This window comes from Actinokineospora baliensis (genome assembly GCF_016907695.1).
In the GTDB taxonomy this organism is placed as follows: Bacteria; Actinomycetota; Actinomycetes; order Mycobacteriales; family Pseudonocardiaceae; genus Actinokineospora; species Actinokineospora baliensis.
Genome location: NZ_JAFBCK010000001.1, coordinates 2478837 through 2502032, shown reverse-complemented (window position 1 = coordinate 2502032; position 23196 = coordinate 2478837). Strand labels below are relative to the sequence as shown.

The window sequence follows — 23196 nt, the reverse complement described above, 5'->3', positions numbered from 1 at the left end:
GGGTCACCTCACCACCGCGTCGGTCTCGCGGGGCCCGTCGTGCAGCGGCATCCGGCGCGGCGGGGCGTTGTCGGCGACTTCGAGGCCGCGCGAGGGCCGGTAGACCACGTGCACCGGCCTGCCTGCGACCATCTCGACGTCGGCGACCCTGGGCGCCGGGTTGCTGGGCCTCGGCTCGACCGGGGCCTCGAACTCGCCGCGCCTGCTGGGCACCATCGACGGGATCACCACGGCGTCCTCGCCGCGGTCCCAGCCGCGGTCGGCGACCGGGGACGTGTCGACCATCCGGCTGGCCCGACCGCTGCCGATGGCCAGCCTGGTCGCGCCCGCGGCCCCTGGCAGGTTGTTGAGCACGACCTCGCCGTGCACCTCGCCGCGCGCGGATTCCAGGCTCGGCCGCGGCGCGCCGATGGCCGCCTGGGTCCGGCGCACGTCCATCCGCTCGGCGTGCACGGTGACCGGGTTGCTCGCCTCCGGTCGGGGCCTGCGGCCGCTGGTGCGGGCCAAGGCGCCCGCCTCGGCGGCCTCCTCGGCCTCGCCGTCGCGCACGTGCTCCCAGAAGTCGTCCTGCGGGGTCGGTCCCTGGTGCTTGTTGCGGCGGAACCGGGAGAAGATCCCCGCGCCCGCCCCCGGCATCGACGCGCCCGCAGCCCCGACGGAGAGCTCCATCATCTGCCACATGCGCCTGCCGGGGCGGCCGACCAGGAAGAACACCAGGGTCACGATGGCCGCGAGCAGCATCTGGGTCAGCAGCGAGAGCTTGGCCTCCGGGGAGAAGATCAGCTCGAGGAACTTGAAGTGGACGCCCGCCAGCACCGCCAGCACCAGCACGTTGAGCACCACGGCGCCGACCGCGCGGCCGACCTTGCGCAGGATGTCGTGGTGCACCAGGGCGACCAGGCCGATCACCGGGGCGGTCAGCGCGAGGACGCGCAGCAGCAGCTGCGCGAGCAGCACGGCGAGCTTGGCGAACAGCTGGAACAGCGAGTACACGATCGACTGGAACAGGGCGAGCACGCCAGCACCGGTGCGCGAGCCGTCGGTGCCCTTGAAGTAGCCGGTCGCCGGGCCGAGCTGGGTGGCGATCGTCTTGTACTCGTTCTTCTTGGCCTGCTCGGCGGCGTTGTCGGCGTCGCGGCCGGTCACCAGGTCGTCGCGGGTCCACGCCTGCGCGTCGAGCAGCTTGCGGCCGTAGTCGCGCGCCTGCGGTGACTGCGGGTCGCCGAACTCGCCGCGCAGCCAGTTCTCGTAGACGACCTTGTTGTGCAGGTCGGTCGGCAGGATGTGCCGCACGACCCGGTCTTCCTCCGGGTCGACGAAGCCGCCCTGGATGCCGGTGGTGGTCCGCACGATCACGTCGTCGACGCGGTCGTAGTTGGCCACCAGCACCGCCGACGACGCTGCCAACCACATGCCCGCGAAGGCGAACAGCGCCCGTTTGCTGACCGTGGCCAGGTCGCCCTTCCAGATCTGGCGGAACAGCAGCACGGCCAGCAGCAGCATGAAGATGCTGAACAGCTGGGTGTAGATGTTGTTGAAGATCGAGTCGGCCGCCTTGCCGATCTGCTCGTTGAGACCGCCGAGCACACCGCCGTTCATCAGCGTGTAGTGCAACGAGTTCGTGGCGCCGACGATGTTCTTCGCCATGTTGAACAGCTCGTTGCCCGCCCAGTTGTCGATCGTGGCGCCCGGGTCGGACATGCCAGCCGGGATGACGCCGCCGCACGACTCGTCGTAGACGTGCCAGACCATGCCCGCGTACCCGTAGACCAGGTACGCGCTGTCGGCCTCGCCGTTGCCCTGGGGCGGGTCGAGCGCGCCGACCATGCCCGCGCCTGGGCGTTCCGGGTTGGGCACGCAGGAGTCGTTGGCCTGCGCCATGGCGGGACTGCCGATCACCGCCTGGAAGGTCAGCACGCCGATGACGGCGAGCATGGACCAGCCGCGCCGGGTCAGCGCTTCGCCGCGTTGTCTCCTCCGCCGCCGCGCCGCGAGCAGCAGCGTGGCGGCGGCCACCACCAGGAGCGTGATCATGTGACGTCCACCAACCTCGCCGGGCTCGGGTTACCAGACACGAGTGCCACTAGCTTGATCAACTTAGCCAACCGGTCACGGTCGCGGACAGGGTCCGCGCCGAGGTTCATGCCGCGTCCTCGCGGTCGCGCTTCTTCTTGCCCTCCGGGTCGTCCCCGCCGCCGGGCACCGGCTCCCCGACGAAGTCCTCCTCGGTCAGACCCAGCTCGAACTCCGCCGCCCGCTCGAACTCCTCGTCGGTGGCGACGGTGCCGTCGAGCGGCTCGAACTCGTACTCGCTCGGCGGGGTCGGCGCCGGGAGCTCGGGCGCCGCGACGGCGCGCGCGGACTCGCGCTGCGCGTCGGGGGTGGTGTCCATGACGGTGCGCAGGTGGTCGAGGTGCTCACCGGAGAGGTCGATGCGGATGCGCTCCACACCACCGGCGCCGTCGCCGAAGATGAACTGCCGGGGCGCGGTGTCGCGCTCGACCATGCCGCGGTGCGCGCCGGGGCGGCGGCCCAGGCTGGCCACCACCTGCTCGTAGCCCGCGCCGACCGGCACCTTGAGCAGCCGCAACGCGTCCGCCTGGGCGGCGTCGTCGTCGAGCCTGCCGATGAACACCGAGTCCAGCAGCGCCACGAAGCCCTGGATCTTGAGGAAGTCGGCCGGGATCTGCGAGGACAGCAGCACCCGCACGTTCCACTTGCGGGAGTCGCGGGCGAACCGGTTCATCAGCACCCGGCCGGTGGGCACCTCGGAGAGGAAGAACGCCTCGTCGATCCACACGCCCTTGCGCATGTCCTTGGGGCGGTCGTAGATGGAGCGCTGCGTGAGCCAGGCGGCCAGGTTGAGCATCTCGACGCCGAGGGACTCCGCGTCGGTCCAGTGCTCGCGGCCTACGCCGTCCTTGGGCAGCGTTAGGCCCGCCATGGTCAGCACGGTCATCCGGTCGTCGCGCTGCTCGTTGTAGGGGTCGGCGCCGCGCTCGGGGATGAGCAGCGACATCCGCTCCTTCATCTCGTCGAGGAAGTCCGCGACCACTACGGCGTGCTCGTGGTGCTCGCTGGCGTCGCGGCGCAGTGCGTCGAACACCAGGCTCGGGTCCGCGTCGGCGCGCCCGCCCACGGTCCGCACAGCGCGCAGCAGCACGATCCGGCTCTGCGGCAGCCGGGCGACCTCGTAGGGCAGCAAGCCGGTGAGCACGTCGAGCACCAAGCGGCGGCGGGTCGCGGCGGCGAGCGCCTTCTCCCGACGCCAAGCGCGCTCGGGATCCTCCTCGTCGAGGAAGTGGTCGATCTTGGGCTCGGCCACCACCCGGTACGGGTTGAGGATGCCCGCCTGCGCGTTGAGCAGGTTGATCGGCCGGGCGTAAGGCCGCAGCTCCGGCAGGTCGCACAGCCGGGCGAGCGGACCGGACGGGTCGAGGATCGTCCAGTGCGCCCCTGCACGCAGCGTCTTGTAGACGATGCCGCCGCCGAGGAAGGACTTACCGCCACCGAGGCCCGCGACCATCGCCGTGAGCCCAGAGCCGTCGCGGATCTCCTGCGCCATCCACGGGTCCCAGGCGACCGGGCGGCGGGTGGCGGTGCAGGTCTCGCCGAGCAGGATGCCGCGGCGGTCACCCACCTCGGCGGTCGCGGTCGGCACCGCCGAAGCCGCCCAGACCACGGACCCGCGGCGCAGGTAGGCGCTGGAGGCCAGCGGTTCGCCCGGGATGAACTCGCGGGCCATCGCGTACTGGGCCTCGGGGTGCTCGATGGCCACCTTCGGCTTGTAGAGGTCGAGCAGCTGCTGGGCCAGCCGCAACGCGTCGCGCTCGGTCGGGCCGGACACCGCCAGCCGCCACCACGAGCGGACCCGGGTGGCCAGCGCGGTGAAGCCGGAGGTCATCTCGTCGTCGATCTCCAGCACCCGGCTCGCCTGCCTGGCCAGCGACTGCGGCGGCTCCAGCTCGTGCTCGTCGGTGTAGTGCTTGACCTGCGAGCGGACCTTGTTCATCTGCCGCTGCAGCTCGCCGGAGACCTCCTCCGGCTTGCGCACGTAGATCCGCGCCGACCACTCCACCGAGGCGGGCAGCCGGTCGCTGCGCTGGACCCACGGGTCGTCGATCTCGGGGATCTGCAGGCCGTGCATCATGCCCACGGTCAGCACGGTGACGTGCCGGGTGACCCCGGCGTTGGACCCGGTTCGGCCGCGCACGGTGACCGTCGGGGCGTACGGGTCCTGGTGGAAGTCGGCGGCGTCGGTGAAGCTGGCCAGGTCCTCCGGCTCCCAGGCGGCCCCGGGCACCGCGGGCATGTTGCGCGGCGCGGGCAGCCCCAGCGAGCAGGACCGGTGCATCAGCCAGGACATCTCCTCGGCGGTGGCCGGGCGGCCCTCCAGCCCGGCGGACCCGATGACCTGGTCGAGGTGCTCGACCTCGCTCTCGATGGCCAGCAGCTCGGCGTCCACCGCGTCCGGGAAGACCTTGCGCAGCAACGGGGCGGCGCGCTCGACGGCCCGGTCGACCACGTTGCGGGTCTGCACCTGGACGCCGAGGTAGACCTCCTTCTCGGCCATGGAGCGGCCGAGGAGCTGCTGCTGCTCGCCGATGAGGTAGTCGTCGAAGCTCAACGCGCCCGGCACGTCCGGCAGCCGGTTGACCGCGTTGTGCACGTGCGCCTCGGCCCACATCCGGATCGGGTACGGCCGGGTGGTGACCCGCAGGTGCAGCCAGCGGCCCGCCAGCTCGGCGTACTGGCCCGCGATGGCGGCGATCAGGTCCTGGCGCTGCGAGTCGGAGCGGAACGACCAGCGCTGCGGGGCGAGGCGGTACCAGGCGTAGACGTCGGTGCCGGTGCGCAGCAGGTGCCCGTCGATGGTGCGGGCGGAGATCTCGGGGGTGTAGCTGGGGATGGCGGACTCACCGGGCAGGCGCTTGCCCCCGCGCGGCGCCTGGGCCTGCTGGTAGCGCGCGCTGTGCCTGGTGCGACCGGGTTGCGGTGCTCGGTCGTGCGGATGTCCCGCCGGATAGGGCGCGAGGGCGTCCCGCTCGCGCTTACGGCGTCCGAACACCGCTGACCTCCCTGTTCCTCGTGCTCCTGGCATAACCGGACGTGCGGGGCGGCTGCGGGTTCGCCGTGCGCGCCGCCCTGGCGCGGCGGCGGGCCTGCTCGGCCCGGCGCGCGGTCTTGGCGCGCCTGCGGTCGGACCCGCGCTGGTCGCGCCGCGGTAATTCCGCGCGCACCTTGAGCCCGCCCGCGCTGACGGCGCCGCCGGTGCCCGAGGTGCTCTCGCGGGGGGAGTTGAGCTCGCGCAGCCACATGGTCAGCACGGCGCCGAGCGGGCGCTCGTGGCTGATCCGCGAGCAGATGACCATGGTCAGCGCGATGGTGGCCACCAGGCCCCAGGCGAAGGACCAGAACAGGCTGACCCCGAGGTTGCGCAGCAGCGTGAGCACGACGAGGAAGACAACGGTGCCGACCCCCCACGCCACGTACCGCGCGCGGAACGGGAAGGTGGCCTTGGGCGGGCCGAGCCACACGGCGTCGACCCGGTAGACCTCGTCGTCGGTGCGTATCCGCACGTCTGTTCCCCGCGCCTGATCAGCCGGTCAGCAAGCTGGCGAGCCAAGACCCGATCTTCTCGCCCGCGTCGTTGCTGATCGCCAGGCCGATCACGGCCAGCGCGACGATCACGCCGCCCAGCCTGCGCATCACGCCCGCGTTGTCTCCCTTTCCACCGCCCAACCACAGCAGCATGAGCGCGATGGCGAGCAGGCCCAACGGGATGATGTTGTCCAGCAACCACCCCTGCACACCCTTGGTGTCGAGGTCGGTCTGATCCGGTTGTTGCTGCTGGGCGAAGTCGATGAGGGCGGCGATGGTCGGGGTAGTCATCTCGATCTCCCAAGTGCGCGGGGGCTGGCCGGGGGCGTGGTGCTCTCGCGCGACAGGTCTGTGCGGTGCCAGTCGAGTACAGCACGATCGGCACATCGTTGTCATTACTAACGGTAGCTAGGAGGATGCGTTCCGTTGAACCTGGTGGCCTTCCTCTGTCCCGTCGGGCTGCAATCTGACCACACCATCATCATCCTGGGCGGGCCGGTCAGGACCCACGACCACCCGATTTTCCTAGTCCGGCGGCTGTTTCACCCGCACGCGCGATCATCGACCACTCTGAGTGACGCATCTCACAGAGAAATTCCCGGCGCGCCGCGTGCGCAGTTACTCCAATCGGTGTAGGGCCATTCGGGTCACCTAGGGCGGGCGAGCCGACTTCTAAGCCGGATCCTGTCCCCGAGACCCGCGTCTCGGGTGGCGACCATCCATCTAGGCCTGCCGTCGCCGGCAGGCTCGTGCGGCCTACCCGCAGACTCGGGCGGGCCGCCCTCGAACGTCTGCGCAGGGGTCTCGCGACCCCCTCTTGGCCTTGCTCCGGGTGGGGTTTACCTAGCCACCCCGGTCACCCGGGGTGCTGGTGGTCTCTTACACCACCGTTTCACCCTTACCCGGCCTGTGCGGCCGGGCGGTCTCTTCTCTGTGGCACTGTCCCGCGAGTCACCTCGGGTTGCCGTTAGCAACCACCCTGCCCTGCGGAGTCCGGACTTTCCTCGTCGGTGCGCGCACCGCCGCGGCCGCCCTGTCGACTCGCCCGCGGGGACAAGGATACGGGGGTCCACCCAGCGGTCCGCACGTCCCATGGCGTGGACGCCGTTGAGCGCCCGCCACCTGGACTGATCTACTGCGGGCATGTCCGGTGACCGAGTTCTCACGCGGCGCAGGCACGTGGACTTCCTGCTGCTCGCCGGTGGCGGCTGTCGCGGCTGACGCCAGCGCAGGCAAGGAACGCCACTTCCACCCAGGGAGACCCCGTGGGCTCGATCCTGATCATCTCCGGCAGCCCGTCACCAGCCGCGCGCGCGGGCGTGCTCGTGCGCCACGTCGCCGACGAGCTGCGCGCCCTCGGGGAGAGCACCCGGGTGCTCAGCGTGCGCGACCTGCCGACGGTGGCGCTGCTCGCCGAGGACACCGCGGACCCGGCGATCATCGACGCCGTCGACGCGGTGGCCGCGGCGGACGGGCTCATCGTCGCCAGCCCGGTGTACCGGGCGGCCTATAGCGGCTTGGTGAAGTCGCTACTCGATCTGCTGCCCTCGGGCACCCTCGCGGGCAAGGCGGTGCTGCCGCTGGCCACTGGAGGCACCCAGGGGCACCTCGTGGCCATAGACGGGGTGCTGCGGCCGCTGCTGTTCGCCATGGGGGCCACGAAGGTGCTCGCGGGTCACTTCGTGCTCGACCAGATGATCGCCGACGAGCACGAGGGTTCGCACGTGCGCCCGCTGGCCGCCGCTGCGCTGGGTGAGGTGCTGACGGGGTTCGCCGAAACGGTCCGCCGCAGGCGTCCGGCGGCGGCACACCTGACCCCGGTGCCGCTCACCGGCTGAGCCCGCCTCAGTTCAGGTGCCCGATGTCGTTCACAAGACGCACAGAAGCGTTGCCATCCGGGTAGAACTCGACGATCGACAGCGACGCCAGGTCCAGGTGCAGCCGGAACAGCAGCGACGGGCCGACGTCCAATCCCAGGCGCAGCAGCGACTTGATGGGCGTGACGTGGCTGACCACCAGCAAGGTGCGGCCCGCGTACCGCTCCACGAGCTCGTCGCGCGCGGCGCTGACCCTGCGGTGCACCGCGTCGAAGCTCTCGCCGCCCGGGGCGGGCACCGAGGTGTCCGACAGCCAGCGCCGGTGCAGGTCCGGGTCCCGCTCGGCCGCCTCGGTGAAGGTCATGCCCTCCCAGCGGCCGAAGTCGGTCTCCAGCAACCCGTCGTGGGTGGCCACGGTGCCGCCGGTCGCCGCCGCCACGGCGGCGGCGGTCTGGGCGGTGCGGGTCAGCGGGGAGGCGATGATCGGGGTGTCCGCGTCGACGCCGTCGAGCTTGGCGATGCGGCGGGCGGCCGCCTCGACCTGGGTGGCGCCGAGATCGGTCAACGCGACGTCGCCGCGGCCGGAGTAGCGGCGGTCGACCGACATCGGGGTTTGCCCGTGCCGCAACAGCAGGATCTTGGTCGGGTTGCCGGTCGCACCGGTCCACGAGGCCGGGGAGGCACGGGTCGGCTGGGGGGCTCGGGTCGGTTCGGGGGCAGCGGCCCCGTCCATGGCCCGGTTTGCGAGCCGGTCGGCGTGCTGGTTTCGCTCGCGCGGGATCCACGTGTAGGTCACGTGCTCGAACCCGGCGGCGAGCTCGCCCGCCCGACGGGCCAGCGGTTTCATCGACGGGTGCTTGACCTGCCACCGGCCGGACATCTGCTCGACGACGAGCTTGGAGTCCATCGCCACCTCGACCGCGTCCGCACCGACCTCGGCGGCGGCCTCCAAGCCCGCGATCAACCCGCGGTACTCGGCGACGTTGTTGGTCGCGACGCCGATCGCCTCGGCCCGCTCGGCGAGAACCTCACCGGTGTCGGCGGCCAGCACGACGGCGCCGTAGCCCGCGGGCCCCGGGTTGCCCCGCGACCCGCCGTCGGCCTCGACCCGAACCCTCACAGACCGGACTCCGGCGTGCGGACCATGATCGCCCCGCACTCCTCGCACTCGAGCACCTCGTCGGCGGCCGCCTCGCGGATGCGCGAGATCTCCCGGCTGTCGAGCTCGAGCCTGCACGCGCCGCAGCGGCGGGCCCGCAGCAGCGCGGCACCGATGCGGCCCTGCGACACCCGGCGCTCGTAGCCCGCGAGCAGGTCGGCAGGCAGGCCGGGCAGGATCTTCGCCCGCTCCGCGGTGCGCCTGGCCTCGGTGGTGTCGAGGTCGGCCAGGTTCTCGTCGCGCCTGCCGGTCGCCTCGGCGAGCACGTGCTCGGCCTTGGCCAGCTCGACCTCGGCGTGCTTGACGTCGAGCTCGACGGCCTCGCGGCGCTCCATCAGCTCCAGCAGGTCGTCCTCGAGGACGCTCTGCCGCCGCTCCAACGAGTGCAGCTCGTGTTCGAGGTCGGCCAGCTGCTTGGCGCCGACGGTGCCGCCCTGCAGGAGCTTGCGGTCGCGGTCCTCGCGGGCGCGGACGGCGTCGATCTCCTTCTCCTGCCTGGCCGCCTCCCGGTCCAGGTCGTCGAGCTGGGTGCGCACGGCGACCCCGGCGTCGCGGCGGGCGCGCACGGCGGTCTCGGCGGCGGTGATCTCGGCGAGCTCGGGCATCGTGGTGCGCCGGTGGCGCACCCGGCCGAGTTCGGTGTCGACCTCGGCGAGGTCGAGCAGGCGGCGCTGGGCGGCTGGATCGGCTTTCACCCGGTGAACCTCCCGGTTCGGCTTGGCGCCCCGGTGGACTGGGCGGTCCAGGGATCGGTGCGGAGTGTGGAGACGTCGACGGTGACCGTACCGCCGAGCCCGGCGCGCAGGATCCCCGCCGCCTGGCCGCACCAGGGCCACTCGCTGGCCCAGTGCGCCACGTCGACCAGAGCGGGAGCGCCGGGTACCGCGAGGTGCTCTCCGGCGGGGTGGTGCCGTAGGTCGGCGGTCACGTAGGCGTCGACTCCGGCCGCAGTTGCGGTAGCGAGGTAAGAGTCGCCCGCGCCTCCGGAGACAGCGACCCGCTTTATCTGACGGCTAGGGTCACCGGCCGCTCTTACGCCGCCTTCGGTGACGGGCAAGGCTTGCGCGACACGGTCTACGAAGAGCGCGAACGGCTCGGCTTCGGGAAGCTCGCCGATCCTGCCTATGCCAGTGCGGCCATCGGCGTTCGGATTCAGCGGTGCGGTGACTACGAGCCCGATCGCCTCCGCGAGCGCATCGGAGACCCCGGGGTCAGCGGCGTCCGCGTTGGTGTGCGCGCAATAGAGGGCGATGCCGTTGCGGATGAGCTTGTGCACGAGAGAGCCCTTAGGCGTGTCGGCAGGGACACCGTGGACACCCTTGAGCATGAGGGGGTGGTGGGCGACGATGAGCTGGGCGCCGCTCTCGACCGCTTCATCCACAGTGGACCGCGTGGGGTCGACGCAGACGAGGACCTTGGTGAGCGCTTCCGCGCGGTCCCCGCAGACCAGGCCCACCGCGTCCCACCCCTCGGCGAGCGCGGGCGGGTAGGCGGCCTCCAGGACGCGGATCGCGTCGGCGACGGTGCTCACGGTCGTACCTCCAGTTCACGCAGCGCCGCGACCAGCGGCTCGCACTCCTGCGGCGACCGCACGGCGACCCGCAGGTGGTCGCTCCCCAGTCCGGGGAAGGTGTCGCCCCTGCGCACCGCGATCCCCAGATCGCGCAGGGCCAGCCGGACCCGCTCGCCGTCGGGGACCTCCAGGAGCAGGAAGGGCGCTCGCGGGTCACCGACCACGAACCCGGCCAACCGCTCCCGCAGAGCCTCCCGGTGCGCTTGGGCGTCGAGGGCGGCCACCTCGGACTCCGCCAGCGCGGGCGCCTCGCAGCAGGCGACCACGGCCTCCAGGACCAGGGTGCCAACCGGCCACTGTGGACGGTTGTGGGCGAGGCGGGCCAGCAGGTCCGGGTGCCCGATGGCGTACCCGGCGCGCAGACCGGGCAACGCCCACATCTTCGTCAGGCTGCGGAACACCAGGATCCCGGCCTCCCCCGCGAGCGTCTCGGGCTCACCGGGGATGGCGTCCATGAAGGCCTCGTCGACCAGCACCGCCCGCCCGTGGGCGAGCCCGCGGATCGCCTCGGCGGGGTGCAGCACCGAGGTCGGGTTCGTCGGGTTGCCGATCACCACGAGGTCGGCGTCGCCGGGCACCCGGTCCGGGTGGAGCACGAACCCGTCCGCCTGGTCCAGCAGCACCCGGTGCACGGGGATCCCGCCCGCCCGCAACGCCACCTCCGGCTCGGTGAACGACGGGTGCACAACCGCCGCCTTCCGCGACCCGAGGTTGGGCAGCAGCGAGAACCCCTCCGCCGACCCGTTGAGGATCAACACCTCGTCCGGCGCGCACCCGTGCCTGCCCGCGACCGCCTCCCGGGCCCTGAGGTCGTCCGCCGCGGACGGGTAGGCCCCCACGCGATCCAGCGCCTGCGCCAACCGCTCCCGCAACCAGGCCGGTGGCCGTCCGCCTCGGACGTTGACCGCGAAGTCGACCAACCCGGGTGTGGCATCCACGTCCCCGTGGTGCCGGAGCAAGTCGTCGCTGGTCATCCCCACAATCCTAGGCAGCCTGCCCGGCCTATAGGCGCGCGGGTGTTCGCCTAGGTCAGTCGCAGTCGGCGAGCGGCGTCAGGTCGTTGGCGCGGAGCCAATGGCAGGCTCGGCGGCGCGCTAGCTCGTCCGAGGAGACGCGGAGCGTTATGTGGTGCTCTACCGCCAAGAGGAGGCGGTCGGGGACAGGGTCAGCAGGGTCGAGCGTCCACCACGGCTTGTCCATGTGAGGCCCCTTCCTCTTAGTCTGACCGCGTGCACATCTGCTTCGTCTGTACCGGGAACATCTGCCGGTCCCCGATGGCCGCCCTCGTGTTCGGTGAACACCTGCGCCGGGCCGGGCTGGCCGACCGGGTGCGGGTGAGCAGCGCGGGCACCGACGGCTGGCACGTGGGCGAAGCCGCCGACCCGAGGACCGCGCGGGTGCTGGCCAGGCACGGCTACCCGACGTCGCACGTGGCGGCGCAGGTGGGTGCCGACCACCTCGACGCCGACCTGCTCGTCGCGATGGACTCCGGGCACGCGCGCGCTCTGCGGTCCCGGGTGCCTGACCCCGAACGCGTGACATTGTTCCGGGTTTTCGACCCCGGTGCCGAGACGGATCTTGACATTCCGGACCCCTACTACGGCGGGCCGGACGGGTTCGACCAGGTGTTGGCCATGGTCGAGGCCGCCTGCCCCGGGCTGGTGCGGTGGGTCCAGGAGAACTGAACCCGGCCGCGGCCGTGGCGGAGCTCACCGGGCTGACCCCGGTGGGCGTGCACGCGATCGCCGGGCACGTGTTCGAGGTGGACACCGAGGACGGCGACCTCGTGGTGGCCAAGTACGACCCGCGGCCGGGGGCGGTCACCGCCGAAGTGGCCGGGCTGACCTGGCTGGCCGAGCCGGGAGCGGTAGCGCTGCCGAACGTGCGCGCGCACGACTACCGCTGGCTGGTCATGGAGCAGGTCGAACCGTCGGAGCCGACCCGGGCAGCCGCCGAGGCGCTGGGGCGGGACCTCGCTGACCTGCACGCTTGGGGCGCGGAGGGGTTCGGCGCGTCCACCGGCCCGGAGAACGCGTGGATCGGTCTCGCGCCGATGCGGTGCGTGCCCAGCCCCGACTGGGCCCAGTGGTACGTCGCCGACCGCGTCCAGCCGTACCTGCGCAACGCCGCGGATCGCCACCTGATCGACCCCGACGGTGTCTCGATGATCGAGGCGGCGTGCGCCCGGATCGACGTTCCGCGAGAACCTCCCGCGCGGCTGCACGGCGACCTGTGGAGCGGGAACGTCGTCTGGTCGAACCAGGCGTGGCTCATAGATCCGGCGGCACATGGAGGTCACCGGGAGACCGACCTGGCGATGCTGGCCCTCTTCGGCTGCCCGCACCTAGAGACGATCCTCGCCGCCTATGACGAACACCGGCCATTGGCCGACGGGTGGCGTGCCCGGGTTCCGTTGCACCAACTGTTCCCACTGCTCGTGCACACCGTCTTGTTCGGCTCCGGCTACGCACGGCAGGCGGTCACGGCAGCCCAGGCGGCACTACGGGCATGAGCCTGGCCTACCGTGGTGGGGTGCGGTTGAAACTGCTGCTGCGTCCGGGCTGGCTGATGCTGGCCCTGGTCGTCGTGGCCTTCGCCGTGACCTGCTTCACGCTCTTGGCGCCATGGCAGTTCCAACGGCACGACGAGCGCCAGGCCACCAATGACGCCGTTCAGTCCTCGTTCGACGCTCCCCCGGCGCCGATCGGCTCGGTGCCGTCGGACCCGTGGCGTCGTGTCACCCTCACCGGCAGCTACCTGCCCGAGGGCGAGGCTCTGGCACGCCTGCGGACAGTGCAAGGCAACGCCGCCTTCGAGGTCTTGACCCCGTTCCGCCTCGCCAATGGCAGCGTTGTCCTGGTCGACCGGGGTTACGTGCGTCCTGGCGAAGGTGTCCGCGTGCCGGACTACGCGCAGGCGCCTGCAGGGCAGGTCAACCTGCTCGCCCGCGTTCGCGGCGGGGAAAGCACCGAGCGCGAGGCGTTCGAGGAAGACGGCCATCGGCAGGTCTATGCGATCGACCCGGGCGTAGTGGGCCGCGCGGCGAACCTGAAGATCGAGCCGGGCTACGTGCAACTCGAGGAGGGCTCACCGGGCGTCCTCGGTGCGCTGCCACTCCCCCAACTAGAGGCGGGCCCGTTCCTCTCTTACGCGTTGCAGTGGATCGCGTTCGGGGCGATGGCGCTGCTAGGGCTTTTCTACTTCACCTGGCGCGAGATCAAGCCAGGGGGCTCGCTCACGGAGGACCGGCCTAAGCGCCAGTCGGTCGCCGAGATCCTCGCCGAGGATGAGGCCCGCGAGCGCGCCGCTTCAGGCTGATCAAAGCCGCCAGACCAGCAGTGAGCAGCCCTACGACCCGCGACAGGGTCACCGCCCGTGCGACATCGGTCGCGTCAGGCGCTCGCCCCTCCCCCAGCGTCGGCCGTTCTTCTACGCCGTAGGAGTACTCGGTGCGCCCACCCAACTGGACTCCGAGCGCGCCCGCGAACGCGGCTTCCACCTGACCGGCGTTAGGGCTCGGATGAGCCCCGGCATCCCGCCTCCATGCCTCCACTGCGCGCTGACGATCCCCCTTAACGGCAGGCGCGCCTACGACCGTCAGCGCCGCCGCGACTCGGGCGGGGACAAGGTTGACCAGGTCGTCCAAACGCGCGGAGGCCCAGCCGAACCGCAGGTACCGGGGTGACTTGTGGCCGACCATGGCGTCCATCGTGTTCACCGCTCGGTACCCGAGAAGCCCGGGTACACCGGCGACGGCACCCCACAGCAGCGGCGCCACTACGGCGTCGGAGGTGTTCTCGGCCACGGACTCCACCGTCGCCCGCGCCAGCCCGGCCTCGTCCAGCGTCGACGGATCCCGCCCGCACAGGTGGGGCAACCGCTCCCGGGCAGCGTCGACGTCCCCCTCGCTCAACCGTGCCCCGATGGCCCACCCTTCGGCCGCCAACGACCGCCCGCCCAGCACGACCCAGGTGGCCGCCGCCGTGCCCACGATCCGCACGATCGGGTTGTTCGCGCGATCGACCAACACACCGAGACCCACCGCGCCACCAGCCAGAACAGCCGTGTAGACGGCTCCCGCGCCCCGGTTGTCCCGGTGGACGACCCGCTCCACGCGCTGGGCGAGCTGCCCGAACCCGGCGACCGGGTGCCAGCGGCGGGGGTCACCGAAGGCCGCGTCCGCCGCGACCCCCAGGAGCAGGCCAAACGCGCGCGTCGCGGACATCGGCGGACCTCCCGGTCGGTTTCCCCCTGGCGGGGGAACCGTAGCGCCGCGGGCGGCCGGGGTGCGCGGCTGTCGGCCGGTCGGGCTATCGTGGCCCGCCGTGGACGACGCGCAGGGGGACGCAGGTCAAGAGGCCGCTGGACGGCTCCAGCTCTACGCCTACCTGCAGCCACGTGAGCACCACCACACCTACCTCGCGATCATGCGGCTGTTCACCTCGACCCTGCTGGCCGACCTGTCCGCGGGTGAGGTGTCCAGCGCGTTGGCCGCCGCCGAGCGCGACGGGCGCATCGACATCGGTGAGTCGCACATCGACGTGGTGATCCCGCGGCTGCGGCAGCTGGTCGAGTGGGGCAACCTCGTGCACGGCCGCCGCGAGACGATCGCGGCGAGCATCGCGGAGTTCCAACAGGGCTCTATGCGCTACCAGGTGTCCAAGCTCGCGGTGCGCGTTCAGCGCGATGTTGACGAGTTGCTCCGGGTGCCTGAAGGCGCCCGCGAGGTCTCGCGCGAGCTGCTGCCCGCTATCGAGCGGGGCCTAGGTGAGCTGGGTGAGGCTCTAGCGGTCGCCGTGGCCCGTAGCCAACGTGACCCCGGCTCACTACCGGCGCGGCGGGCCCGCGAGCAGTTGGCTGAGCGGGTCACCACCCTCTTCCTGCAACACGCGGAGCTCGCTGCCACGGTTCGCGACTTCTATGCCTACCTCGGCCAGATCCTCACTCGCCACCACCTGGCACCGGAAGAGATCTCGGGCTTCCGCAACCTGCTAGTCGAGTACATCCAGGTCGTGGTTGAAGACGTCCTGAGGCACACCCCGGCGATCGCGACGGCGTTGTCGACGCTGGCCCGGTCGCGCACGGAAGTGCTGCGGCTGCTGCGGCCCGCGGAGCAACTGGGCGTCGCGGTCGAGCGCACCCGGGGACGCGGCGAAGCCGACTGGCAGGAGCTGACGGACTGGTTCGTCGACCGGCCGGGCAACCCTTCGCAGGTCACCGCGCTGCGCGAGGCGACGACCAGGGCGATCGGGGCGCTGCTGGCGACCGTGCGGCGGGCGACGACCGGTGGCGGGCTGCTGCCGAGCAGGCGCGCGGAACTGGTGCGCCTGGCGGCCTGGCTGGACGCGTCGACGCCCAAGCGGGCGCACGCGGTGTACGCGGCGGCGTTCGGGCTGCACTCGGCGCGCAACCTGCTGCCCGCCCCCGAGCACGACGGCGACGACGAGCACACGCCGTGGCGGGACGGTCCGGCGATCGACGTGTCGGTCAGCGTGCGCGGGCGTGGTGACCGGGGTGCCCGCGGGCGGACCTCGCGGATCATGGACGACCCGATCACCGAGCAGGGCCTGCTCGCCCAAGCCAGGGAAGCCGACGAGCTGCGGGAAGCGGCAGCGGCGGAGTTGGCGGCAGCGGCGGAGAACCTGGACGAGGCGACGTTGTCCGGCGAGGCACTAAGTGCGTTCTGCGAGCTTCTTACCTTGGCGATGGCGCAGCGCGAGGGGGCATCCGACCCTGGGGCGGCGACCGATCAGGTAAGAGGCTTGGCCCTGACGCTGACACCGCAAGTAGGGCAGGTCACGCGGATTCGCAGCACGTCAGGCACCTTGACCCTGCGGGACACCGTGGTCGGGATCTCTCGCGTCGTCACTAGGGGTCGCAGTGGCCGTTAAGAGCCGTCCCGACGTCCTAGGCGACCTGTCCGACATCGACGCGGCCAACGTCGCCCGGTGCGCGAAGGTCTTGCTGCGGCATCCCCTCCTGCGCCCGGGTGGACCCGATGGCGACCTACTGCCCTTGGTCTACCGCTATCGGATCTCGCTTCAAGAGATGTTCGCGAGCCTGCTCGGGTATCGGCTCGTAGTGGAGCGTCGCTTCGCGCGCCTCTATAAGAGCGGTCCAGGTGAGGACCACACCCGTGGCGAGGCAGCACTGTCACCACGCGCCTACGCATACGTCTGCCTGACAATGGCCGCGCTAACCGGTGTCGGACGCCAGGTGCTGTTGTCGCGACTGGTGGCCGATGTAAGGGCTGCCGCCTCGGAAGCCGGGCTCGACGTGGTCGATGACGTGGGTGACCGACGGGCGTTGACCGCTGCACTGCGCCACCTGATCACGCTGGGCGTGATCACCGAAACCGACGGCACCGTGGCCGGGCTGATCTCCGAGACACCACCGGAAGCGCTGATCACCATCCACACGGACCTCCTCGGTCAACTGCTCGCGGGCCCACTTGCTGAGGCCGGGAGCGCCGACGAACTGGTGGAACTGGCCTCTGCTCCGGGACGGCTGGGGGTCGAGCACGCGGTCCGGCGCAGGCTGGTCGAGGACCCGGTGACGCTGCACGCGGATCTTCCGCCGGACCAGGCCGAGTGGCTGCTGCGCAACCAGCGCCGGGAATCGGTGGTGCTCGAGCGCTGCTTCGGGCTGGTCACCGAGATCCGCGCGGAGGGTGTGGCGGTGACAGACCCCGAGGAGTACCTGACCGACGTGGTGTTCCCGTCCACCGGCACGGTCGCGCGGATCACGCTCTTGGCGCTACCGGAACTCGTTGACCAGACTGACGTCTCCGACGAAGAGCCTGAGTACCGGCCGGACGGTCGGATACCGGTGAGCCAAGAACGGCTCCTAGAGGTGTGCCGGAACTTGGTAGAGGACTACCCGGCGGCATGGTCGCGGCAGGCAACCGATGATGTGGCCGCGCTGGCCGAGGACGTCACGGACTTGCTCGTGCGCCTAACGCTCGCGGTGCCGGAGGGCGACGGATGGCTCATCAGCCCCGCAGCGCACCGGTGGCTGCCACAGCCGGATGATTCTCCGGGCCGCCCAGTGGCGGTATCAGAGATCCCACCGGAGCCGGGGTGGTCGCTGTTCGACGATGAGGGGGCGCGGTGACCGAGCCGATCGAAACCGACCTGGAGCAGGTCGCGACCGAGCCGGTGGTCGGGCGGTGGCGGCTGCACCGGGGTGGGATCGTCAACATCTGGCAGTACCGCGAGCAGACCTTCGACTTCTCCGGCGGGCGCGCGATCTTCCAGGGCACCAACGGGTCCGGCAAGTCGCGCACCCTGGAATTGCTGCTGCCGCTGTGCCTCGACGGCGACTTGCGCTACCTGGGGTCCAAAGGCGCGGGCACCGTGTCGATCCGCCGCCTGATGCTCGACGACTACGACGGTGGGCCCAACCGCATCGGCTACGCGTGGATCGAACTGCACCGCACTACGGCGACCGGCGGGGACGAGTACCTCACCTGCGGTCTCGGCGTTAAGGCGTCTGCGACGTCGCAGCAGATCAGCGACTCGTGGCGGTTCGTGACCCCTTCGCGGGTGGGTACCCACTTCCAGTTGGCTTCTGCGGATCGTGTGCCTCTAGGCCCGGCGGCGCTAAGAGAGGTTCTCGGCGCAGACCGCGTCTATGACGAAGCTGCGTTCCGCGCCAAGGTCGCCGAAACTGTCTATGGCGTGCCAGGTGGGCGTTATGGCGATCTCTTGCACCTACAGCGAACTCTGCGCAACCCCGACATCGGGTTGAAGGTGCAAGACGGTCAGCTGGAGCAGATCCTCACGGACGCCCTACCGCCGTTGGACGCCGGTGTGGTGGAGCAGCTGGCGACCTCCTTCGAAGACCTCGAGTCGATCCGGGAGAACATCGGCAGGCTGAGCGCGGCCGACTCGGCCATGAGCGCGTTCCTGACCACCTACTCTGGCTACGCTCTTAGCGCTCTGCACGCCTCTGGCACCAAAGCGCAGGCTGCTACGAAGGCGTTGGACAGCGCGCACGCCGAGATCCACAAGCTGGAACAGCGACTGCTGACCGACGCCGAACGGCACGCCGAGGCGGAAGAACGCGTTGGCGTGCTGGAGGAGCGGGACGCCGAGCTGGAGAACAGCATCGACTCGCTCAAGTCGCTGCCCGCCTATCAGGGCCTACGCGACCTGCAAGACCGGGAGAAGCTGGTCGAGCGGACGCGGGAAGCCGCCGGGGCGGCTCTCGACAACGCTGGCGTGCAGCGCAACCACGCCGACCGCGCGGTGGAAACGGTGCTGACCGTGCTGCGCAGGCTGGGCGGCGACATCGAGGACGCCACCGAGCTCGCACTGTCCACTGCAGACGCGGTGGCAGCCGCCGGGCTGGACGCCGGGCTGTGCCCCGCCGTGCCCGCGGCGCCGGAACCCGTACCGGGGACCGTGACCGACCGGGTGCGGGCCAAGCCGGACCCGGAGGCAGAGCCGCTGACCATCCAGCGCCGCACCCCGCCGCAGGTCGCGCCCGACGAGCTGTCGACCGCGCTGGCCTCAGCCGCAGGCCGAGCGGGCGATCTGGCGAGCGTGGTGGCGCAGCGGGCGGCGTTGGCGATGTCGCTGCACGACCGCGCGATGTCGCTCGACGCGGACCGGCAGGAGCTGGACAAGCTGCAGGCCAAGGCCAGGGACGCGCAGATCGAGGCGACCGAGTCGGCCGGGCGGCGCAACGAGGCCAGGCAGCGGTTCACCGTCGCGGCCGAGGTGTGGTGCGAGAAGGCGGCGGCGTGGACCGCGGCCGGACCGTTCGCCGGTGACCACGCGGCCCGTCCGCCGCGCCCGCCCGCCGCGGACGCGGTGCTGACCGGCCCAGAGGCCACCCGGCAGGCCAGGGACGCGGCACGCCAGTGGGCCGCGCCGCACCTGACCGGGCTGCGGCAGCGGGTCGCCGCGGCGCGCCAGACCGTGGACGACCTGGTCGGCCGGGTCAAGTCGGCCGAAGCGCGGCTGATCGAGCTGCGCAAGGGCGTGGACGCGGCCCCACCCGGGCTGGTCGACCAAGGCCCGGGTGCGCCGTTCTACCGGCTGGTGGACTTCACCGGGCTGGCGCCGGACGAGCGCGCGGGGCTGGAAGCGGCGCTGCAGGGCAGTGGGCTGCTGACCGCCTGGGTGCGGCCGGACGGCGGCATCGGCGAGACACCGCAGGCCGGGGTGATCGCGGCCGCGCTGGCGGTGAACGACGCGGTGGCGTCGCCGTTGGATTCGGTGCTGACACCAGCGGTCGAGCCCGATGGGCCGGTGCCCGCTGGTGTCGTCGCAGGGCTGTTGGCGTCGGTGTCGTATGGCGAGGAGTACGCCGGGCTCGCGGTGTGGCCGGACGGGCGTTGGCGGGCGGGAGTGCTGCGCGGGGCGGGGACCAAGCCGGACGCGGAGTTCGTCGGCGCGGGCGCCCGCGAGGCCGCGCGGCAGCGGGCGATCGCGGAACTGGCGGAAGCGCTGGAGGTCCTGCACACCGAACTGTCGGCGGCGGAGTCGGAACTGCGGGACCGGTCGCGGACGGTGGAGGTGTGGGACCGCCACCTCGACGCGTTCCCCGACGACCGGGAGCTGATCGGCGCCAGGGTGACCGCGGAGCAGGCGGGACGCCAAGCCGAGGAGACCGCGACCAAGGCCGAGCGGCGGCGGTCCGAGCACGTGGCCGCCGAGGGCCGGGTCCGCGCGATGGAGACCGGACTGGCGCAGGACGCGGGCGCGGCGGGGCTGACCGCCGACACGGAGGCGCTGCGGCACGCGCACCGGGCCGCGACGCAGGCGCGCGGGTCGGCGGAGAGCCTGCGCGACGCGCTGGCGAAGCGGTGCGTCGGCACGGTGCGCGACCTGGTCGAGGCACTGCACGACCACAACGCGGCGGTGGACGACCGGGAGACCGCCGAGCGGGTGGCAGACGAGAAGTGCGTGGCGTTCCACCGCGAGGCGGCCGCGTTGGCGGAGCTGACGGCGGCGGTCGGTGGCGCGGCGGAGGAGGTCTCGCGGCAGCTCGGCGAGCTGGAGAAGGCCCGCCGGGCGGCGCGCGCCGAACTGCCGGAGGCCAGGCGGACGGCCGGTGAGCTGTCGAACCAGGTGGTGAAGACGCAGACCCTGCTCGACACCAGGGGCGCGGAGATCGACGGCAAGGGCGCGGCGGCCGGATCCGCCGCGCAAGCGTTTGCCGAGGCCCTGTCGGCGCCGGGTGTGTGGCAGGCCGCGGTCACCGAGGACCGGCCGGACGACGACGCCCAGGCGTGGGAGGTGCTGGCCACGGCGGTCGCCGAGGCCAAGCGGCTGCCCAGCGAGGAGAACGTCCTCGGCAAGCTGCAGAACCTGCAGGCGTCGCTGGCCGGGACGCACAACGTCCTGCCGGAGCGGCACGCCGGGATCCTGACCGTGGTGGTCTCGGCCGAGGAGGGCCCGGCCCCGGTCGCGGTGTCGGCCAGGCGGGTCGCCACCCGGCTTGCCGAGCGGCGCGGGTTCCTCACCGAGCAGTACCAGGGGATCTTCGCCCTGCACCTGGTCAGGGAACTGGCCGACCGGCTCTCGGCGCAGATCGCCGTCGCCGAGGACCTGACCCGCCGGATGAACGACGTGCTGGACACGGCCCGGTCGAGCCAGGGCGTGCACGTCCGGCTGGACTGGCAGCCCGCGGCGTGGCTGGACGAGTCCACCCTGGAGGCGCTGCGGTTGCTGCGGATCCCGTTCGCGCAGCGGACCGAGGAGCAGGACACCCGGCTGCAGCAGGTGTTCACCGAGCGGATCGAGTCCGAACGCGACAGTGCGACCGGCGGGTACACCGAGATCCTGGCGCGGGCCCTGGACTACCGGTCCTGGTTCGCCTTCACCGTCCGCGTCCGCGACACCGGCCCGGACGGCAAGCCCCGCTCGCGCAGGCTGCGCCAGCTGTCCTCCGGCGAAACCCGCCTGATCTCGTACGTGACCCTGTTCGCCGCCGCCGCCGCGTTCTACGGCGCCATCTCGGCGGGCCTGGCGTCGACGATGTCCCCGCTGCGCCTGGTCCTGCTCGACGAGGCCTTCGAGCGCCTCGACGACCCGACGATCGCCCGCATGCTCGAGCTCCTGGTGGACCTCGACATGGACTGGATCATCACCTGGCCCAGCGGCTGGGGCGTCTCCGACCGCATCCCCCGCATGCACATCTACGACGTCCTCCGCCCCAAATCCGGCCACGGCGTCGCCTGCACCCACACCACCTGGGACGGCTCCTCCCTGGACCGGGACGACCCGTGACCGCTCACCCCGATCCGGGCCGCCCGGAGTTCGCCGTGTTGTGGCGGCAAGCCCGTACGGCGGTGGCGCGCGGGCAGGTGAAGCTGGGCTACAAGGCCCCTGACCCGGCGGCGGCTTCGGCCGTCGGTGCGGTGATCGGGCGCGAGCTGACCGCGGGCATCGGGACGACGATCGTCGTCGCTGAGCTCGATGCGCGGGTTCGCGCTGTGTTCAGTTGTGGGTTGGGGGAATTGCTCTCCTCTCTCTTCGGGGAACGGGCAGGCGAGGTGGTGGCCCCGGCGGAAGCGGACGACGTCCTCGGGGCAGCGGTCTCAGCGCACGGGATCAGCGGCGGCTGGGTGCGGGCGTGGGTGGATCAGGCCCGCCGGTACGCGAAGATCTCCGCCGCGGAGCTGGCCGAGGTCGCGCCGAAGGCCGCTGCGGCGATCGCGCGGCTGCACCTGGGCGAAGGCGCGCCCACCGAGTGGATTGTGTTGTCGGACCTCGGTGTGGTTCGAGGAACACGACTGGCCGGGCTGGTGCTGCGGGCGGCGGCAGTGGCGCACGGGGTGGCGGTGCCGAAGGCAGCAGCGGACGAAAGGCGACTGTGGGAGCGCAGCGGCGTGCTGCTGGACGCGGTGTCGACGACGGTGTTGACATGGGCATTCCCCGGGTGTGAGGCGCGGACGGAATTGGGCTTGCCCACCCATCTGACCATCCGCGACACCATCCCGTCAGGGGTGAACGCCGTGGTGTGCACAAGTCCGGCGGTTGTGGACAACTGCATCACCGCAGGCGTCCGCCACCCGGTGATCTGCCTGTCCGGACATCTCAACCCGGTGGCCCGCACGATCCTGTCGAAGCTGCACACCCCCCGAATCCACAGCGATTTCGACGCCCACGGCCTGTTCATCGCCCAACAAGCCCTGACCCTCACCAACGGCACCCCCTGGCGCATGTCCGCCAACGACTACCGCGCCGCCCTCACCGCAGGTCACGACCTGCCCGCCCTGGGCCCCGATCCCCTCATCGCCCCCTGGGACCCGGCCCTCCCCGAAGCCATGCGCGCAGGCTGGTCCGTCCCCGAACACCTCCTGGCAGCGGACCTGGTCGCGGAGCTGCTCACCTTCTAGCCGGGGAGCTCGTCCAGGACTTCGGTGACGATGGCCCGCATGGCGGCTTCGGCGCGGGCCGGGTCGCCCGCGGCCACGGCTTCGGCTACTTCCACGTGGAGGCGGACAGCGTGGGGTTTGGGGGTTTGGGGCATGAGGTGGTGGTGGGTGCGACCGGTGAGGACGGCGGCGACGACGTCGCCTAGTTGGGTGAACATGTCGTTGCCGGAGGCGGTGAGCAGGGCTCGGTGGAAGGCGATGTCGTGCACCAGGAAGGCGTCGAGGTCGTGGGTGCTGGAGCGGAGTTCGACGGCCAGGGCGGTGAGGGTGCCTGCTTGGTCCGGGGTCGCGCGCGCGGCGGCGAGGGCGGCGGCGACGGGTTCGGTGGCGCAGCGGAGTTCGGTGAGGGACCGCAACTGGGCGGGGCGGTCGGAACCGTCGAGGCGCCAGCGGATGACGCGGGGGTCGTAGAGGTTCCACTCGGCGCGGGGCAGGACGGTGATCCCGACCCGGCGGCGGCTGTTGACCAGCCGCATGGCCTCCAGGACCCGCAGCGCCTCGCGGACGACGGTGCGGGAGACCTGGAACGCGCGCTCCAACTCTTCGGTGCGCAACACGGCGCCGGTGGGGTACTCGCCGCTGACGATGGCCGGGCCGAGGTCGTCGAGCAGTCGCCCGGGGAGTCCTGAGGTCACCGGAGCAGTGTCTCACTCAT

The 23196-nt window shown here is 71.6% G+C and carries 19 protein-coding genes and 1 other RNA gene; 8 read left to right on the top strand and 12 right to left on the bottom strand.

Annotated features, from left to right (window positions below; all coding sequences use genetic code 11):
• Positions 1 to 3: 3 nt before the first annotated feature.
• From JOD54_RS12030 to rnpB, 5 genes are all read right to left on the bottom strand, one after another.
• Positions 4 to 2034, bottom strand: a complete 2031-nt coding sequence (locus JOD54_RS12030; protein WP_239573352.1) for a magnesium transporter — start codon at positions 2032 to 2034, stop codon at positions 4 to 6.
• Positions 2035 to 2140: 106 nt separating this feature from the next.
• Positions 2141 to 5068, bottom strand: coding sequence for an ATP-binding protein (locus JOD54_RS12025; protein WP_307859958.1), 2928 nt, complete (start codon positions 5066 to 5068; stop codon positions 2141 to 2143).
• A complete protein-coding gene (locus tag JOD54_RS12020; RefSeq protein ID WP_204450619.1) occupies positions 5052 to 5579 on the bottom strand; it encodes a hypothetical protein in 528 nt (175 codons plus the stop codon). The genes JOD54_RS12025 and JOD54_RS12020 overlap by 17 nt, the downstream gene beginning before the upstream one ends.
• Positions 5580 to 5598: 19 nt before the next feature.
• Positions 5599 to 5892 carry a hypothetical protein gene (locus tag JOD54_RS12015; RefSeq protein WP_239573351.1) on the bottom strand — a complete coding sequence of 98 codons (294 nt, stop codon included), beginning with the start codon at positions 5890 to 5892 and terminating at the stop codon, positions 5599 to 5601.
• A 366-nt stretch (positions 5893 to 6258) separates the two neighbouring features.
• Positions 6259 to 6645: RNase P RNA component class A (rnpB, locus tag JOD54_RS12010), an RNA gene on the bottom strand.
• A 221-nt stretch (positions 6646 to 6866) separates the two neighbouring features.
• On the opposite strand from rnpB, the gene ssuE reads away from it, so the two are divergent.
• On the top strand, positions 6867 to 7439 hold the full coding sequence (gene ssuE / locus JOD54_RS12005; RefSeq protein WP_204450618.1) for an NADPH-dependent FMN reductase: 573 nt from the start codon (positions 6867 to 6869) through the stop codon (positions 7437 to 7439).
• Positions 7440 to 7446: 7 nt separating this feature from the next.
• Here ssuE and JOD54_RS12000 read toward each other — a convergent pair whose 3' ends face one another.
• The 5 genes from JOD54_RS12000 to JOD54_RS11980 are packed head-to-tail and all read right to left on the bottom strand — an operon-like array spanning position 7447 to position 11350.
• Positions 7447 to 8538 carry a bifunctional RNase H/acid phosphatase gene (locus tag JOD54_RS12000; RefSeq protein ID WP_204450617.1) on the bottom strand — a complete coding sequence of 364 codons (1092 nt, stop codon included), beginning with the start codon at positions 8536 to 8538 and terminating at the stop codon, positions 7447 to 7449.
• Positions 8535 to 9272: a zinc ribbon domain-containing protein gene (locus tag JOD54_RS11995; RefSeq protein WP_204450616.1), complete on the bottom strand. Its 738-nt coding sequence runs from the start codon at positions 9270 to 9272 to the stop codon at positions 8535 to 8537. Before JOD54_RS11995 ends, JOD54_RS12000 begins: the two co-directional genes overlap by 4 nt.
• Positions 9269 to 10108: a Nif3-like dinuclear metal center hexameric protein gene (locus tag JOD54_RS11990; RefSeq protein ID WP_204450615.1), complete on the bottom strand. Its 840-nt coding sequence runs from the start codon at positions 10106 to 10108 to the stop codon at positions 9269 to 9271. Before JOD54_RS11990 ends, JOD54_RS11995 begins: the two co-directional genes overlap by 4 nt.
• Positions 10105 to 11124, bottom strand: coding sequence for an Rv2231c family histidinol phosphate aminotransferase CobC (cobC, locus tag JOD54_RS11985; protein WP_204450614.1), 1020 nt, complete (start codon positions 11122 to 11124; stop codon positions 10105 to 10107). The genes JOD54_RS11990 and cobC overlap by 4 nt, the downstream gene beginning before the upstream one ends.
• Before the next feature lie 55 nt (positions 11125 to 11179).
• Positions 11180 to 11350, bottom strand: coding sequence for a hypothetical protein (locus JOD54_RS11980; RefSeq protein WP_204450613.1), 171 nt, complete (start codon positions 11348 to 11350; stop codon positions 11180 to 11182).
• A gap of 29 nt (positions 11351 to 11379) precedes the next feature.
• On the opposite strand from JOD54_RS11980, the gene JOD54_RS11975 reads away from it, so the two are divergent.
• The 3 genes from JOD54_RS11975 to JOD54_RS11965 are packed head-to-tail and all read left to right on the top strand — an operon-like array spanning position 11380 to position 13468.
• Entirely contained in the window at positions 11380 to 11835 is a 456-nt protein-coding gene (locus JOD54_RS11975) for a low molecular weight protein-tyrosine-phosphatase (protein WP_204450612.1), read from the top strand.
• Complete coding sequence (locus tag JOD54_RS11970) at positions 11817 to 12662, top strand: fructosamine kinase family protein (protein ID WP_372440308.1); 846 nt, start codon at positions 11817 to 11819, stop codon at positions 12660 to 12662. The genes JOD54_RS11975 and JOD54_RS11970 overlap by 19 nt, the downstream gene beginning before the upstream one ends.
• A gap of 20 nt (positions 12663 to 12682) precedes the next feature.
• The gene (locus JOD54_RS11965; protein ID WP_204450611.1) at positions 12683 to 13468 is read left to right on the top strand and encodes an SURF1 family cytochrome oxidase biogenesis protein; all 786 of its coding nucleotides are present in this window, start codon (positions 12683 to 12685) and stop codon (positions 13466 to 13468) included.
• Here JOD54_RS11965 and JOD54_RS11960 read toward each other — a convergent pair.
• Complete coding sequence (locus JOD54_RS11960; RefSeq protein WP_204450610.1) at positions 13401 to 14375, bottom strand: cobalamin biosynthesis protein; 975 nt, start codon at positions 14373 to 14375, stop codon at positions 13401 to 13403. The genes JOD54_RS11965 and JOD54_RS11960 overlap by 68 nt on opposite strands.
• Before the next feature lie 100 nt (positions 14376 to 14475).
• Between JOD54_RS11960 and JOD54_RS11955 the strand changes: the two genes are divergently transcribed.
• From JOD54_RS11955 to JOD54_RS11940, 4 genes are read left to right on the top strand one after another with little or no spacing between them, the layout of a single operon-like run.
• The gene (locus JOD54_RS11955) at positions 14476 to 16041 is read left to right on the top strand and encodes a DUF2397 domain-containing protein (protein ID WP_204450609.1); all 1566 of its coding nucleotides are present in this window, start codon (positions 14476 to 14478) and stop codon (positions 16039 to 16041) included.
• Positions 16031 to 17263 carry a TIGR02678 family protein gene (locus tag JOD54_RS11950; protein ID WP_204450608.1) on the top strand — a complete coding sequence of 411 codons (1233 nt, stop codon included), beginning with the start codon at positions 16031 to 16033 and terminating at the stop codon, positions 17261 to 17263. Before JOD54_RS11955 ends, JOD54_RS11950 begins: the two co-directional genes overlap by 11 nt.
• On the top strand, positions 17260 to 21390 hold the full coding sequence (locus tag JOD54_RS11945; protein WP_307859956.1) for a TIGR02680 family protein: 4131 nt from the start codon (positions 17260 to 17262) through the stop codon (positions 21388 to 21390). Before JOD54_RS11950 ends, JOD54_RS11945 begins: the two co-directional genes overlap by 4 nt.
• Positions 21387 to 22502 (top strand): DUF2399 domain-containing protein, encoded by a 1116-nt coding sequence (locus JOD54_RS11940; protein ID WP_204450607.1) that lies wholly within the window; start codon positions 21387 to 21389, stop codon positions 22500 to 22502. The genes JOD54_RS11945 and JOD54_RS11940 overlap by 4 nt, the downstream gene beginning before the upstream one ends.
• Here the strand turns inward: JOD54_RS11940 and JOD54_RS11935 are convergent.
• Complete coding sequence (locus JOD54_RS11935; protein ID WP_307859954.1) at positions 22499 to 23176, bottom strand: FadR/GntR family transcriptional regulator; 678 nt, start codon at positions 23174 to 23176, stop codon at positions 22499 to 22501. The two genes, JOD54_RS11940 and JOD54_RS11935, sit on opposite strands and share 4 nt — an antisense overlap.
• Positions 23177 to 23196: the final 20 nt, after the last annotated feature.

What these genes read in the sequence shown, in the direction of transcription:
- JOD54_RS12030 (WP_239573352.1), bottom strand. Translation starts at nt 2,034, where the DNA reads ATGATCACGCTCCTGGTGGTGGCCGCCGCCACGCTGCTGCTCGCGGCG.
- JOD54_RS12015 (WP_239573351.1), bottom strand. Translation starts at nt 5,892, where the DNA reads ATGACTACCCCGACCATCGCCGCCCTCATCGACTTCGCCCAGCAGCAA.
- cobC (WP_204450614.1), bottom strand. Translation starts at nt 11,124, where the DNA reads ATGACCAGCGACGACTTGCTCCGGCACCACGGGGACGTGGATGCCACA.
- JOD54_RS11980 (WP_204450613.1), bottom strand. Translation starts at nt 11,350, where the DNA reads ATGGACAAGCCGTGGTGGACGCTCGACCCTGCTGACCCTGTCCCCGAC.
- JOD54_RS11960 (WP_204450610.1), bottom strand. Translation starts at nt 14,375, where the DNA reads ATGTCCGCGACGCGCGCGTTTGGCCTGCTCCTGGGGGTCGCGGCGGAC.